At 59.4% G+C, this 12,880-nt stretch carries 14 protein-coding genes; 1 reads left to right on the top strand and 13 read right to left on the bottom strand.

What is annotated here, in order from left to right:
• Window positions 1-229: 229 nt before the first annotated feature.
• The gene (locus MNODULE_RS19385) at window positions 230-718 is read left to right on the top strand and encodes a helix-turn-helix transcriptional regulator (protein WP_168062824.1); all 489 of its coding nucleotides are present in this window, start codon (window positions 230-232) and stop codon (window positions 716-718) included.
• A 112-nt stretch (window positions 719-830) separates the two neighbouring features.
• Here the strand turns inward: MNODULE_RS19385 and MNODULE_RS19380 are convergent, their stop codons facing one another.
• The 13 genes from MNODULE_RS19380 to MNODULE_RS19320 form a co-directional block, all read right to left on the bottom strand.
• A complete protein-coding gene (locus MNODULE_RS19380) occupies window positions 831-1,301 on the bottom strand; it encodes a hypothetical protein (RefSeq protein WP_168062823.1) in 471 nt (156 codons plus the stop codon).
• A gap of 179 nt (window positions 1,302-1,480) precedes the next feature.
• Window positions 1,481-1,774, bottom strand: a complete 294-nt coding sequence (locus MNODULE_RS19375) for a hypothetical protein (protein WP_168062822.1) — start codon at window positions 1,772-1,774, stop codon at window positions 1,481-1,483.
• Window positions 1,771-2,793, bottom strand: a complete 1,023-nt coding sequence (locus tag MNODULE_RS19370) for a TOTE conflict system archaeo-eukaryotic primase domain-containing protein (protein WP_168062821.1) — start codon at window positions 2,791-2,793, stop codon at window positions 1,771-1,773. The genes MNODULE_RS19375 and MNODULE_RS19370 overlap by 4 nt, the downstream gene beginning before the upstream one ends.
• Window positions 2,780-3,022 carry a hypothetical protein gene (locus MNODULE_RS19365; RefSeq protein ID WP_168062820.1) on the bottom strand — a complete coding sequence of 81 codons (243 nt, stop codon included), beginning with the start codon at window positions 3,020-3,022 and terminating at the stop codon, window positions 2,780-2,782. The genes MNODULE_RS19370 and MNODULE_RS19365 overlap by 14 nt, the downstream gene beginning before the upstream one ends.
• An 11-nt stretch (window positions 3,023-3,033) precedes the next feature.
• The gene (locus MNODULE_RS19360; protein WP_168062819.1) at window positions 3,034-5,286 is read right to left on the bottom strand and encodes an adenosylcobalamin-dependent ribonucleoside-diphosphate reductase; all 2,253 of its coding nucleotides are present in this window, start codon (window positions 5,284-5,286) and stop codon (window positions 3,034-3,036) included.
• Between the two features lie 80 nt (window positions 5,287-5,366).
• Window positions 5,367-7,589, bottom strand: a complete 2,223-nt coding sequence (locus tag MNODULE_RS19355) for a DEAD/DEAH box helicase family protein (RefSeq protein WP_168062818.1) — start codon at window positions 7,587-7,589, stop codon at window positions 5,367-5,369.
• A complete protein-coding gene (locus MNODULE_RS19350) occupies window positions 7,586-8,614 on the bottom strand; it encodes a DUF6094 domain-containing protein (RefSeq protein WP_168062817.1) in 1,029 nt (342 codons plus the stop codon). Before MNODULE_RS19350 ends, MNODULE_RS19355 begins: the two co-directional genes overlap by 4 nt.
• Window positions 8,556-9,176: a hypothetical protein gene (locus MNODULE_RS19345; protein ID WP_168062816.1), complete on the bottom strand. Its 621-nt coding sequence runs from the start codon at window positions 9,174-9,176 to the stop codon at window positions 8,556-8,558. The genes MNODULE_RS19350 and MNODULE_RS19345 overlap by 59 nt, the downstream gene beginning before the upstream one ends.
• Before the next feature lie 75 nt (window positions 9,177-9,251).
• Window positions 9,252-10,427: a hypothetical protein gene (locus MNODULE_RS19340; protein WP_168062815.1), complete on the bottom strand. Its 1,176-nt coding sequence runs from the start codon at window positions 10,425-10,427 to the stop codon at window positions 9,252-9,254.
• A 133-nt stretch (window positions 10,428-10,560) separates the two neighbouring features.
• Window positions 10,561-11,568 (bottom strand): hypothetical protein, encoded by a 1,008-nt coding sequence (locus tag MNODULE_RS19335; RefSeq protein ID WP_168062814.1) that lies wholly within the window; start codon window positions 11,566-11,568, stop codon window positions 10,561-10,563.
• Window positions 11,558-12,010 carry a hypothetical protein gene (locus MNODULE_RS19330; RefSeq protein ID WP_168062813.1) on the bottom strand — a complete coding sequence of 151 codons (453 nt, stop codon included), beginning with the start codon at window positions 12,008-12,010 and terminating at the stop codon, window positions 11,558-11,560. Before MNODULE_RS19330 ends, MNODULE_RS19335 begins: the two co-directional genes overlap by 11 nt.
• 23 nt (window positions 12,011-12,033) lie before the next feature.
• On the bottom strand, window positions 12,034-12,228 hold the full coding sequence (locus MNODULE_RS19325) for a hypothetical protein (protein ID WP_168062812.1): 195 nt from the start codon (window positions 12,226-12,228) through the stop codon (window positions 12,034-12,036).
• 36 nt (window positions 12,229-12,264) lie between these two features.
• On the bottom strand, window positions 12,265-12,624 hold the full coding sequence (locus MNODULE_RS19320; protein WP_168062811.1) for a hypothetical protein: 360 nt from the start codon (window positions 12,622-12,624) through the stop codon (window positions 12,265-12,267).
• Window positions 12,625-12,880 lie beyond the last annotated feature (256 nt).

Raw genomic sequence — 12,880 nt, 5'->3', positions numbered from 1 at the left:
CCGACGGAACACCTTGATGGGATACAGCGCAACGGGAACGAATACTACTCTGAATAATTATCCCTTGTCAATCCCACAACTGTAGGATTTTTTTGACAGAATGATTTCCCAAAGATATACTCGTGAGGGTAGCAGATCGCCGGCCCTGCGCTCCGCCGATGTTCAGACTGAGAACGGACACAGATCGAGAGAGAGTTGAAGCATGTCTTCCGGAATCAGGGACCATCGGATGCTTTTGAAGATCATTGAGGCCCTCGCCGCAGGACGAATCGGGGTGGTCGCGTTCGGACCGGACGGAGCGCCCTCTTTCATGAACCGGGAGGCGAAACGGATCCTCAACGGAAGGGCTCCGGAGGAGATCCCCGTTCCGAGACGGGGGCGAAAGTCGATCCTCTTCCGCTCCGAGCGGGGAACCTGGCGGGTCCGGGCGCTCCGCCGCGGTAAAAAGGAGAAGAGCCTGCTGCTGGAGCCGCTGCCGGAAAAAGGGGATCTTCGATCGATCCGCTCCCGGCTGATCCGAGCCGGCCTCAGTTTACGGCAACAGCAGATCGCGCTGCTGGCGGTGCAGGGGGCTTCCAACCGCCAGATGGCCGAGCGATTCTGCATCTGCGCGCAGACGGTCCGAGATCATCTGCGGGAGATCTTCAAGAAGCTCCGGGTCCACCGCCGATGCGAACTCTGCATCAAGCTCACGGGACCAAACTTCCGAAGGGACTGAACAGGAACGCTCAAGATCCACTTGTTCAAAAGGGTCGGTCATCCGAGGCTTTTTATCCTTCACCGAGAATCGGTCCGATCGAACCGAGGGGCTTGGCCGCCTCGATTGGTTGTCATGACATTTCCTTAACATGGAGAAAGATCATCGGGTCTGACATTCGAGCGTAATCTGAAACGTTTCGCCGGAGAAGAACTCCACTCCCCGATCCATGCTGCACGCCCCACCAAAAACAAAAAAGGGGATGGCTCCCTAAAAATTGATAGGCGTAATCCACAGCCACAGAAGCACGATCCATAAACTCAAAGTAATGGCCCTCATTGATCGGGGAATCATCCTCATCCGGTATCAACGCCTCTTTGCCGCCTACTTCCTTCCACTCAAGAATCGGACGCCGAAACACCCGAAGAAAAAGCCTGATCTCTTCCCGCAGCTCTTCAGCCGTCTCTCCAAATGGTTGGACAGAATCCTCTGTCCAATGCTCAACACTGCCGTTATCAGCGTAATAGACTTCATGGATCTGATACGTTGCCCCATTTGAGTCAGAATGACGCTTTCTGATCACCCTGGAGTCCCAATAGGACATCCCGGATCCTTCCTGCTTACGATGAAGCTCCCCGCCGAAATGGAGCGCAGCCTCGCTGCACAGCAAGCAGCATACGACAAAGGCTTTCTAATCCAATGTTTCTTCGGCCCCTTGCCCCCCGCACCTGATATGAAACTTCGCGCGACGGGAACGAGTACAGTGAAAGTGCAGATTTTTTTTCAATGAATTTGGTCGGCGTGAACCCCTTCCGGCATGCCGATTCGCTCCCTGCCCTCGTCCAGGGCGTCGAACACCTGATCCCATAGGCTCTCCGCAACGATCTCGGCCTGCGTCCTCGGCCGCGCCGCATGCTCATACATCCGAAAGCCGCAGATGACGCACCGCCAGCAGCGCTCATCCGAATCCCAGTACAGGCCGACGGTCTTTTCGTCTCCGCCGGAACCGCAATGGGGGCAGGTCAGCGCGTGATCGGTCTCTTTCCCGTTTTCGGTTTTTCTCTTGGCATACCTCATCGACAACCCTCCTCCGCTACGAACTGAACCGCAAGCGTTTTCTGTTTTACCGGGCAGCTCTCCTCACAGAACGGGACGATCAGCGGGTCCTCACACCCATAGCCGCTGTAGCCACGAAGATAGGCCGACTGAACCTTTGCCGCGACCTCTCCCGAGGATAACGGCGGCCTGTTTCGTGTCGCGTTCCAGTCCTGAAGAAGTTCCTTTGCCCTTTCCCAGGTATAGCCATGCGATTTGAGGTGAATCGCGAGGCGAAAGGCAACCACGTCGCGGCACCCCTCCGAAACCCCCTCCAGCATCTTTTGAGCACAAGGGAGGAGATGGCCGGGATAGGTCCTGGCCTGGCCACATTCGCGATCGGCTCTGTGATCCGTAGCGTTCAGGCCATTCATATCCACCAGCCGGGCGAGATCCTCTTCGGAGACCTTCCGAACTCCTGAAAGGAAACTGTTCTGATCGGGATAAGGATCCAGACTCTCGGGATCGATAAAGAGGGTCCTCCCTTTCCCCACCGACTCGCCGGAAAGGGGGAGCCAGATGAAGTTTCCCAGCCCGCCCTCTGGCACTTCGTCCTGCTTTGGGAAGATCTCCGCCCGGGCCTCCGACTCTTCCAGCAGCATCCGGGCGACCCGCCGGGCATCGCGGGATGAGACCGGCCCGGAAAAGAAGAGCCAGAGATGGGCGTCTCCGGATTTGCTCACCTCCCAAACGAAAGGGAGATGAAAATGCCGTGCGAAATGGAGGACCCGCCACGCGGACTCCCGGGAGCCGGGCCCATCGAAATCGAGGGCCAGAAATAAAGTCCGCCCATTCGAAAGAAGCGGATAGATCCCGAGCCGGATTTTCCCCTCCAGATGATGCCGGTAGTGGAGCAGAGAGACCGGGCAGCGCACGGCAGCGATCTTCCCGTCCTGCATCAGGCCGAAGGCATCCGGATGTCCCCGGAAGAGGGAGGCAAAATGCTGGACGTCGATGCGCCAGTTCATCCTCTCGCCTCCCTCTTCTTCATCCGAAGACATACCTGATCGCCTCCTCCAGGTCGGTGGATACGTACACCTCTCCTGTATACCGGTAAGCCCGGCCCTCCCGGTCCAAATCGAGGTAGCGCCGCGTCCAGATATGTTTGTACGAGAAAATCGTCCCCGACTCTAAAGCGATCTGTCCCATAAACATGAATTCACGGCATCTGGAGCCGACCACGGCCTGAAGCGGCTCCCACACCGGCTCTTCAGGAAATTCGATCTTCATCTTTTTCCTCCTCAACACCGGCTGAAACCGCAGGCAGTACAGTTCATACACCCTTCCTGCAGCCGCATCGATCCTCCGCACTCCGGGCATCGGTCCGAAACCGTGACCGGATCTCCCGCGTGCGCCATCCCCTGCTGAATCCCCTTCATCAAGGCGAGAATCGGGGTCGAGACATCCCCATACTCCCGATGGGCCTTGTAGAACTGCTCCAGCACCTGCTCCATGCTCCCGCCGAGCCGCAAGATGGTGGAGGCGAGCCGGCAGGCGAGGGCGATGAATCCCTGATACTTTCCCAGGGCCGGATGGGCGAAGATCTCCGCCGGTCTTCCATTCAGAAAGCCGATGTGGATGTAGGCGTTCCCGTCATGGGTCCGGACGCGGACCCGCTTCTCCTCTACGATGTCGGGAAGCTCTAACAGTTCTCCCCGCTTAAAGATCGGACCGGCGTCAGACGGGTCGGAAGAATCCGAATTGAAACCACTCCCTTTTGACTCAGCGATGCCGACATTGAGGACCTGCCCGGCCCGACTCCCATCCCGGTAGACTGTGATTCCTTTGCAGCCGAGCTTGTAGGCCAGCAGATAGGCTTGCTTTACGTCGTCCACCGTCGCCTCCGCCGGGAGGTTGATCGTCTTGCTGACGGCCGCATCGGTGAAGCGCTGAAAGGCCGCCTGCATCCGGACATGCCACTCCGGACTGATGTCGTGGGCCGTGGCGAAGACCTTCTGCCACTTTTCAGGAACCCCGCTGACCGCCCGGCAGGAGCCGTGGTTGGCTTGGATCTTCTCCATCAGGGCCTCATCCCACCACCCTTCCTCTTTTGCGATCTTCACAAAGGGATCGCAGACATAAGGAAGATCTTCCCCATCGAGCACATGTTTGTGCCAGACCAGCGAGAACTCCGGCTCGCACCCTCCGGAGGTGTCGGCGATCATCGAGATCGTCCCGGTCGGGGCGATGCAGGTGACGTAGGCGTTTCTCACACGCTTTCCTTCGATCTCATGCCGGCTTCCTTTCCAGGCAGGATAGACACCCCGCTTCTCGGCCAGCGCCTCCGACGCCTTCCAGCCCTCGGATTGGATGAAACCGATCACCTCCGCTGCCATCTCCAACCCCGCCTCGCTGTCATAGGGGATCTCCAGGGAAAAGAGCATCCGGGCAAAACCCATGACGCCGAGCCCGATCCGGCGGCTCTTCCGGGTCATCTCGTTAATTTCGGGAAGAGGATGGTCGTTGGCGTCGATGACATTATCGAGAAAATGGACGGCGGTATGGACCGTCTCCCGGAGCGCCAGCCAGTCGATCCCGGATCTCCCTGTTCCGGAATCTCGGATCGGATGCCGCTCCAGGCTGATCGAGCCGAGGTTGCAGGCATCCCACGGGTGAAGCTCGACCTCACCGCAGGGATTGGTGCTCTCGATCTCCCCGATGTGCCGGATGGGGCAGGCGGCGTTGGCCCGGTCGATGAAGAAAAGTCCGGGATCGCCGTTTCGCCAGGCACTCTCGCAAATCAGGTCCCAGACCTGACGGGCCGGAAGGGTCTTCTCCGCCTCTTTTGTGCGAGGATTGATCAGGGGATAGACATCACCCCGCTCCAGCGCCTCCATGAAGGGATCTGTCACGGCCACGGAGATATTGAAGTTCTTGATCTGGCCGTCCTGCGATTTGCAGGGGATGAACTCCAGGATGTCGGGATGATCGACCCGGAGGATCCCCATGTTCGCCCCTCTTCTTGTCGATCCCTGTTTCACCTGCTCGGTGGCGGCATCGAAGATCCGCATGAACGAGACCGGCCCGGAGGCGACCCCACCGGAGCTTCGGACCAGATCCCCTTTGGGCCGAAGACGGGAGAAGGAGAACCCGGTTCCGCCGCCGGTCTTGTGAATGAGCATCGCGGCGGTGACCGCATTCCCGATAAACCGCATGTCGTCTTCGATCGGAATCACGAAGCAGGCGCTGTACTGCGGGTGGGCATGCGGCTTGCCGGCATTCATCAGCGTCGGGCTGTTGGGGAGAAACCGGAGACTCCGCATCAGAGCTTCAAACCGGGTGGCTGTTTCAAGAACCTGCGCTTCATCTGCCCCGTAGAGGCGGTCTACCTCCGCAATGGTCCTCGCTACCCTGCGGAAAAGTGCCTCCGGGGTCTCGGTCACCCTGCCCTCTTCATCCCGCGCCAGATAACGTTTCTCTAAAACCCGCAGGGCGTTGTGGGAGAGAGATGGATATTCCGCTTCACGCATGGTCATCTCACATTTGCTCTTCATGAAAAGAAGTCTCCTTCAAATTACAAAAAAGGGAGGATAGAATATCGCCCGATTCGCGCCAGAATCGCTTCAGATCTGGCTTAAAACAGAGCAAGCTGCTCGGGATTTTCAACGCCGGTAAAGAGCGGGGCTTGTCTCGCGGGAACAAGGCAGGGAACAGGCGGGGCGACAGGAACCTCAGACGGCAATGGAGTAACCTTCATGCTATTTCCGTTGATCCCCGTTCCATTCTGATGCCCTGTTCCATCCTGTTCCGGCATGGCAGCGGCGACGGGGATCGGCGCCTGCATCTCTTCCGGAAGCGCGTCAGGGTCGAACGGCTGGTCCCAATCGAGCGGATGGGCTATCCCCTCTTCAAATCCACCCTCCGGAACTTCTTCCTCTCCCACGATGGAGCGGGCCAGCTGCAGGAAGAAGTCCTGATCCTCCTGGAAACTCGAAAGCCCCGCATCGACCAGCTCCCCCTCCACCGCAAGCGCCGAGCGGACCTTCGCGGCGATCAGCCGCAGCCCCTTCTCCTGAAGGGTCTCCTGATAGGCCATGAAATAGACCTTCACCGGATGATGCTGGCCGATCCGCCACGACCGTCTTCCGGCCTGCCGCAGGGTGTAGACGCTGTACTCCGGTTCATAGAAGAGGATCGTCGGAAAGTCGATCAGATCCAACCCGGTGCTCACATTTCGGGGTTGGCTGATCAGGACCTGAAGACCCCCTCTGAGTTTTTCCGCGATCCATCCCTCCCGCTGCTCCGGTGAGACCGTGTGGCTCTTGAGGACAGAGACGGAGAAGCCTTCAGTTGTAAGAAGCCGCTCCAGTCGCCCCGTAATATCCCGCCTCTCGGTATGGGTCACGTACAAGAGGACCTTCCGGCATTGAGAGAGTTCTTTCCTGACCAGATCGATCAGCCGATGCTCCTTGGGGTAGATCATCTCCTCTGGCAGGGCGGGGGCGCGGGCGACGATCTCGCCGGTCTCTTTATCGATGACAGTCTCTCCCCGGAAGGGTTGATCGGGGTAGGAGAGGAGCGCCTGCAGGTAGATCCCCAGGAGCGATTTGTTCCCACTGGCCAGCTGCTCCTTCAGCGCTTGGATCAGATCCAGGGCAAGTCGTTTGTAGGCTTCCTTCTGCGCCGGCTCCATCTCCGAAAGAAGAACTTCTTCCTGATAAAGTGGAAGCCGAACCGAAAGGTCGCTTAAACGGAGGAAGACCCCCTTGTCGATCAGGTGGAAGATCACCTCCGGGGAGATGCCGGGCCGCTCGACCACACGCGTGTGATAGCGTCGTCTCCGGCTGACGGCGCCATCTTCGCTGTGACCCTCCTCGAACTTCGTGATCCGCTCCAGGATCCCGTAGCGGGAGGCCCATCGCCCTTCATCGTTGTGCCGGAACGCCTTTTTCACCTCCGGCGTGAAGCGGTAGAGAAGATGAAAAAGGGTCGTCGAATATCCTCCGAAGAGGGTCCCCGTGAGCGCCAGGACTTTCTTTGCAGACCCCGCCAGCGCCGCCGCCGCGAGACCTTGGGCGCTTCCCTTCGCTTTCAGCTCGTGCAGTTCGTCTGCAATAAATAGTTCAAAGCAACCCTTCATCTTCTGCTTGATGAAATCGGCGATGGCATAGCGGCGCACCCCGGTCCGGTCCGCCTCCCAGAGGGGGCCGCCGCAGGAGAGACACTTCTCCTTCCGTCTGCCGAGTTGATCCAGGGAAAACGGAATTCCATCCCGGTCCTTTACCTCGGCAAAGCAGGCGGGACAGGCGAGGATGGAGAGAGCGGCCCGCTTCGTCCTCCCTTCTTCCTCCACCAGGAGGATTCTCTTCAGGGAAAGGACCGCCGGCTTCCACCGATAGGAGAGTTTGGCCCGCTCCCGGCTGAGGATGAAGAAGCGGGGTTTGGAGGCGGGATTCTGGTAACTCTTACAGAGGCCGGTGATGGACCGGACCTGGATGACCTCGCAGCAGGGGAGGGTCATCTTGATCTCCTTCTCCCATTTCTGAACCAGGTGCGGCGGGCAGAGGACGAGGACATTTTTCATGCCGAGCAGGTAGGCGACCGCGATAGAGACCGCCGTCTTCCCAACCCCCATCTCCCCCACCAGAAAGGCGGCCCGCTGCCTTCTGAGCGCCATCGTTAACCCCGCGATCGCATCGATCTGAGCGGCGAAGGGTTTCCGCTTGAGCGTGGACAGTCGGTCGGCATACTCCTTCCGGTCTGCCGGGGTGTAGAGCGGCCGGAACTGATCAATCACATGGCCCCGGATCGCCTCCTTGTAATTTTCAAGGAACCGGCTGAGCGTCAGCTTCTTCATTCTCCCTCTCCGATCTCGATCCATCTTCCCTTCTCATCCAGGGCCGTGATGGTCGTCCGGATGACGTCCCGCTCGATCTCCGTGTTCTCATCTTCGGCGGGGAGCTTGACGGCGCTCTTCACCGTTCTTCCTTTGATCAGAAGACGCTTTCCATCTTTCTCCAGAACCTGGTTGTTGATGAAACCGGCCGCGATCAGCTGGGCGAGATGCCCCTGGCGAAGCGGCATCAGCGGACGGACGGTCTCCCGGCTCTTTCCGGGTTCCAGGTTCTCGGCCACCTCCGGCATCCGCCAGACGCCGTGAGGGTCGATCTCGGGAAGGGCCTCTTCCGGACCGACCTCTCCCGACCGGAAGAGAAAGCGGGTTTCCTTGGAAACAGCCGGGAGGGAATAGACCGGCTCATCCGGCAGGGGAAGCGCAGGCAACACCCCCTGCGCTCTTTGCCTTACTTCCTCCATCAGGCTCGGATCAGGCGCTGCCCGGGACTTCTTCACCGCAAAGAGAACCGTCTGCCTGAACCGCCCATACTCTTCATCGGGAAAGCGGAAGAGCCGGATCCCCTCATACCAGGCTGCCAGATACCGGAGCGTGACTGTGGGATAGCGACCTTGCGGGATGATGTAGACCAGAAGTCCTCTCGGGACCAGCCAGGGGGTCGAATGGACGAGAAACTGGTGCTCCAGGCGGCGTCTCTCGTCCTGATCGTAGGGAGGATTGAGAAAGAGGAACGAGAAGGATTCTGCGGAGACGCGGGCGGTCAGGGCGTCGGCCCGGAGGACGGAAGAGAGTTTCTCCCGAGAGATCGCCGCCCGGTTCCGGTCGAGCTCGATGCCGTATGATTCGGCGCCGGTATGCGCCGCGATCCGCTCCAGCGGATCCCCAAGACCGCAGCAGGGATCGAGGATCCTCAGAAGACCGGGTCGTTCGATAGGTTCAGGAGACGCCTTGATCCAGCCGGTGATCTGCTCAACGACCGACGGCGGCGTCGGATAAAACCCTGCTTTGGCTCTGCCCGCAAGTCTCATATCGGTCATCCTCCAAAGAAAGAATCTTCTTTCTGATCGCCTGGGAGAGATCCTTCTTCAACGCTTCCGGGTCCACATGGCATTCATGGACGGTCAGCCGGTACCCATGAAGGGGGCGGATCTCTTCTTTCTCCATTCCCCTTTTCCAGAGCCAGTCGGCCCATCCCGGAAGGAGGGGAAGGGGGAGAAGCCGGTCGAGAAAGGAGAAGTAGATCGACTCGATTTTCTTCTCTTCATCCACCCGGCTGACGATCAGAAAGGAGGGGAGGGAGGCATGTTTCAGCAAGACCTGGGTATTGATGACAATGGCATGGTGCGCCCCACAGGGGAGGGTCTTTCCGAAAATGCGGTACTCCCCCTGAGAGAGCCAGACCTCTTTCCGCATCGTCCCCTCGGTCAGAGAGATCTTCTCCTTCCGGCTGACCACGGCGGCCGCGATCGCCTGCACCGCGTTCTTCGCCCCGAAGAGAGAGATCACCGGAAAAGTATGATCGTCCTTCGCATAGGCTTCCACATATGCAGAGAGGCCGGTGTAGCGGATAATGGGAAGCGCCTGAGTCATTTCGTCTCCAGAAAAAAATGAGGAGGGGCCGCGCTACTCTGGGCGCAACCCCTCCTCGACCGGAAATGTGGGAGGTTATGCGAACGCCATCTCCCGTCTTAAGATCTTCCCGGCCAGATCCTCCAGGCCGGCGCCGCTTTCTCCGTCCTCCTCGTCCTGCGCCAGCCGCGCGACCGCCTGGGCAAGACCGTAGCGGGTCAGGTCGTAGTCTTTGACGAAGTAGGCGAGCAGGGCGTCCTTCGCCTTTTCCGGAAGAGACGCGGCCTTCGCCACATTCTCCACGGCGGCGGCCGGGGCGTGGATCTCCTGCGCCTGGGCCTCTTTCGCGAGATCGACCATCCGTTTGAAGGCCAGAGGATCGAAGGCCCCTTTGATCGTGTCGCGGGCCTTCAGGTAAATCGCCTTTGATTCCGCCGTGACCGTCTCCTCGGTGAAGACGCCGACGGAGAGCCGCTCCCCGAGATGGACCTTGGCGACGACCTCCTCGACGGTCGCCAGGTTGAAGCAGATCGCCTGGAGCAGGCCGATCCGGACCGACAGCCCCCCGTGTCCGGTCTCGCTGTTGGAGAGGGTCACCAGCGGATGAACGGTTCCCGGCCCTCCGGGGAGATCCCCGCCCGACCGGGCCGAAACACGGGAGAGATATCCCTGGTTTCCCAGACCCCCCGCATACCAGCTCCCCCGGTTGTCTTGCCGCCTGATATCAATTGCGTCCCAGATCTGCCGGGAGGTGAACTTGATCCGCATGTGGGTCTCCGAAAGCGACGCCTCGATCACCTCCCCGCCCGCCAGCCGCACCGCATCGAGCGCGGCGAAGGCGAGATCGTAGTTGTCGAGCACCCGGTAGCGGTCGGAGAGGAAGGCCCGGATCGACCCATCCAGACAGCGGATGAACCGGCGGGCCGGGGCATCTTCGATCAGATTGTTCAGAAGCTCGGCGGCCCGGCGGGGTCTTCGTCCGGAGAGCTCCCGGAGGAATTTGATTGGAACTTGTGGATCGCATTTCTCTCCCATCTGGTCAAGCGCCCCCGGCCGGATCGGAAGTCCCAGTGCAGGGATCCACTCGGTCGCCCGATCCTCTTTCGGGATCAGGAACAACTTCCCTTCCCGCTCTGCCACCGCGATGCCCCGGGTGTCTGAGACAAAGTCGAACTTGGACTCCTTCTGTCGTTCCAGTTCGCCAACCAGGTCGGTCAGGCTTCCCCGGCCGCTCCAGCTTGCGACTGCCATCTCGCTCTGAATCTGTTGCATCTTCTGGCTCCTTTCTGTAAAGGTTTTAGAGGGAAGCAGGGGGCCTCCCCCTGCTCATGAAAAGAGAACAAATCATTTTTCGGTTTCTGATCTGCGTGAGACGTTAGAAGGGACGTGATGAACGTCTGTCGGTTCAGACGGGGAGGGTTTCTGCGCCGTTTCTCTCTGCGGCGGGGAGGCGGGCCAGACGACCCAGGACCTGATCTCCTTCTTCCTTGGTCAGATGGGTCGACTTCTCCGCGCCAAATTCTTTCAGCAGGGGAGCGATCTTTTCGTTCCCGTGCTCCTCGGCGGCCTTCCAGATCTGGGCCAGCTGCGCCGCCTCGATCCCGGCGGTCCGGAGGCGCTTCCCATTAACCTGAACGACTCTGGTCAGAGATCTTTTGAATGGAGAGGGAAGAGGCGCCGACCCGGCAGGGAGGGGAACCGGGATTTTGGGAAGATCGCTCTCCGTTTTGCCTTTTGAGTCTTCTGCCCCTGCTTCTCCCGCACCTGATTTCGGCCTGTCCACCCCGGAAGGAGGTTCAAACCCCTCGCCGGTTTCCCTCTCTATCCCCTCTTCTTTCACATGCAGTGTCCCATCCTGTGTTTCGGAGACGGCCTGCACCTCCCTTTTTTCGTGCCGGATTTCTTCAGGCTCCCGGTACTCCACTCCCAGGAGCTTTTTCTCCACAATCGCCTCCGCCTTGGTCACGGCGGTCCGCTCCCCAAACCGCTTGATCCGGGAGAGTTGCCGGATGAGCGCGAGCTGATCGGCGGGATTCGTAAGCACGGGATAGCCGTCGGGCCCGACCGTGTAGGGCTTTTTCTTCTCCCTGTCGGCGATGGCGTCCCAGACGAGGCTCTCAAACTCGATCTTCCAGAGGATGGTGACGCGGGCTTCTCTCTGAAGGAGGGGGTTGGCCTCCTCCCCAAGCCATCCTTTTACATGCGCCCAGGCCTTCTCTGAGTCGCATCCGGCGTCGAGAATTTTGGTCTTGATCCCGGCCTCTTTTGCCCAGTTGTTGTACACGCGGGCGCTCGGCACCTTCTTCTTTCGCCGGATGCGCGGGTCATAGACCTCGTAGAAATCACGGTCCGTGATCTCCGTCTCCTGCTTGAGCAACTCGGACGGATTGATCTGAACAACCTCACTCCCCATTTTTCTCCTCCTTCGAAACGGATTCCTTGTCTCTGTACTTTACAGCCTCTTCCAGGGTGAATTCATATCCCCGTTCGCTCTCCCCCGGCGCAAGCCAGATGTCGTCCGATCCGGTCCCTGCGTCGTGCTGGAACCGGATCATCCAGAGCCGGCGGCATCCGGTACAGCGGTAGATGCCGAGGCTCTCGCCGGAATAGATGTCTCCCATCTTGTAAAATTGCTTGAGCAGCTCCCGCCGTGAGTACTCGCAGGCGTGGCTGCGTCGGTGCCTTTTTGCCAGGGCCAAGATCTCTCTTTCCGCCTGCTCCTCGGCCTGTGCGATCCTGCCGCACTCGCAGCCGGCGTCATCCCTCTTCAGATCGCAGAAAGGGCAGTCGCCCGCCGCCGCCTTCAGATAGCTCCTCACGGCTTTCTCCAGATCTTTCAACGGTTCCTCGATCATATCCCTCCTCCTTTAATCGACGGTTAAAGACCAGACCGCTCCCGCTTCCCTGCCGCCATCAGGATCTCCTTCCCCCGGATCGTCTTGGCAGGACGGGTATAGAGGATCGCCCGGGTCAGGATCAGGCGGATCGCCTCCTCCAGGGCAGGCAGGGCGTCGGCGGAGAGCCGATACCCTTTTTCACGGACAAACGCGCGCACGCTCGCTTTACGAATCATCGTCCTCCTTTTTGGCGGTTCATCGCCGGCATCGGTTCAATCGTCATATCGGGAAAGCAGATGATTGAAGCGCTTTCTCACTTCTTCGCTCTCAAACTGATAGACGCGAATCCGTAGTTTAATCTCCCGAAGCCTTTGTTGGTCCCGGAGCCACCCGACCCAGATCAGGGGATCGCAGCAGCGATCCTTGCACTCAATCCCCGCCTTTCGATTGATCGCGACGTCGATCAGCAAATAAAGCCTTCGCCGCGCCTGGGCCTTATTCAGGTAGAAACCCCATTGCTGCGGGTCTTTGGCCTCCGTACAGTCGGAGCGAAGAAAGGCGCGGTAATATTCAAGCAGTTTGATCGTGGCGCGGATCTTCGCAACCGGTTCGTTCAGATACACTCCGACCATGAGGCTCCCTCCTGTTTTCTCAGACAGATCGCATCTTCCATCTCCGCTCGATGACGCTCCGTCGAGATGATCCGATCGGTTCTCATGGCGGGTTTATCCTGGTTCCTTCCTCGATGCCGACGTGTCATCTGCGGGCTGCTCTCGCGCCGGAAGCAGCCAGAGAATCCGCTTTCTTGGCCATCGCCGTATACGACGAAGCGGTTCTTCCTGCCAGAGTTCAACAGCCTTGCGCGTTGCATAAAAGCACTGCCCGTCA

The organism is Candidatus Manganitrophus noduliformans (assembly GCF_012184425.1).
Lineage (GTDB): Bacteria > Nitrospirota > Nitrospiria > SBBL01 > Manganitrophaceae > Manganitrophus > Manganitrophus noduliformans.
This window is presented reverse-complemented; position numbering and strand designations above follow the sequence as displayed.

Coding starts and splice junctions, on each gene's coding strand:
- MNODULE_RS19385 (WP_168062824.1), top strand. CDS start 230: ATGCTTTTGAAGATCATTGAGGCCCTCGCCGCAGGACGAATCGGGGTG.
- MNODULE_RS19380 (WP_168062823.1), bottom strand. CDS start 1,301: ATGTCCTATTGGGACTCCAGGGTGATCAGAAAGCGTCATTCTGACTCA.
- MNODULE_RS19375 (WP_168062822.1), bottom strand. CDS start 1,774: ATGAGGTATGCCAAGAGAAAAACCGAAAACGGGAAAGAGACCGATCAC.
- MNODULE_RS19370 (WP_168062821.1), bottom strand. CDS start 2,793: ATGTCTTCGGATGAAGAAGAGGGAGGCGAGAGGATGAACTGGCGCATC.
- MNODULE_RS19365 (WP_168062820.1), bottom strand. CDS start 3,022: ATGAAGATCGAATTTCCTGAAGAGCCGGTGTGGGAGCCGCTTCAGGCC.
- MNODULE_RS19360 (WP_168062819.1), bottom strand. CDS start 5,286: ATGAAGAGCAAATGTGAGATGACCATGCGTGAAGCGGAATATCCATCT.
- MNODULE_RS19355 (WP_168062818.1), bottom strand. CDS start 7,589: ATGAAGAAGCTGACGCTCAGCCGGTTCCTTGAAAATTACAAGGAGGCG.
- MNODULE_RS19350 (WP_168062817.1), bottom strand. CDS start 8,614: ATGAGACTTGCGGGCAGAGCCAAAGCAGGGTTTTATCCGACGCCGCCG.
- MNODULE_RS19345 (WP_168062816.1), bottom strand. CDS start 9,176: ATGACTCAGGCGCTTCCCATTATCCGCTACACCGGCCTCTCTGCATAT.
- MNODULE_RS19340 (WP_168062815.1), bottom strand. CDS start 10,427: ATGCAACAGATTCAGAGCGAGATGGCAGTCGCAAGCTGGAGCGGCCGG.
- MNODULE_RS19335 (WP_168062814.1), bottom strand. CDS start 11,568: ATGGGGAGTGAGGTTGTTCAGATCAATCCGTCCGAGTTGCTCAAGCAG.
- MNODULE_RS19330 (WP_168062813.1), bottom strand. CDS start 12,010: ATGATCGAGGAACCGTTGAAAGATCTGGAGAAAGCCGTGAGGAGCTAT.
- MNODULE_RS19325 (WP_168062812.1), bottom strand. CDS start 12,228: ATGATTCGTAAAGCGAGCGTGCGCGCGTTTGTCCGTGAAAAAGGGTAT.
- MNODULE_RS19320 (WP_168062811.1), bottom strand. CDS start 12,624: ATGGTCGGAGTGTATCTGAACGAACCGGTTGCGAAGATCCGCGCCACG.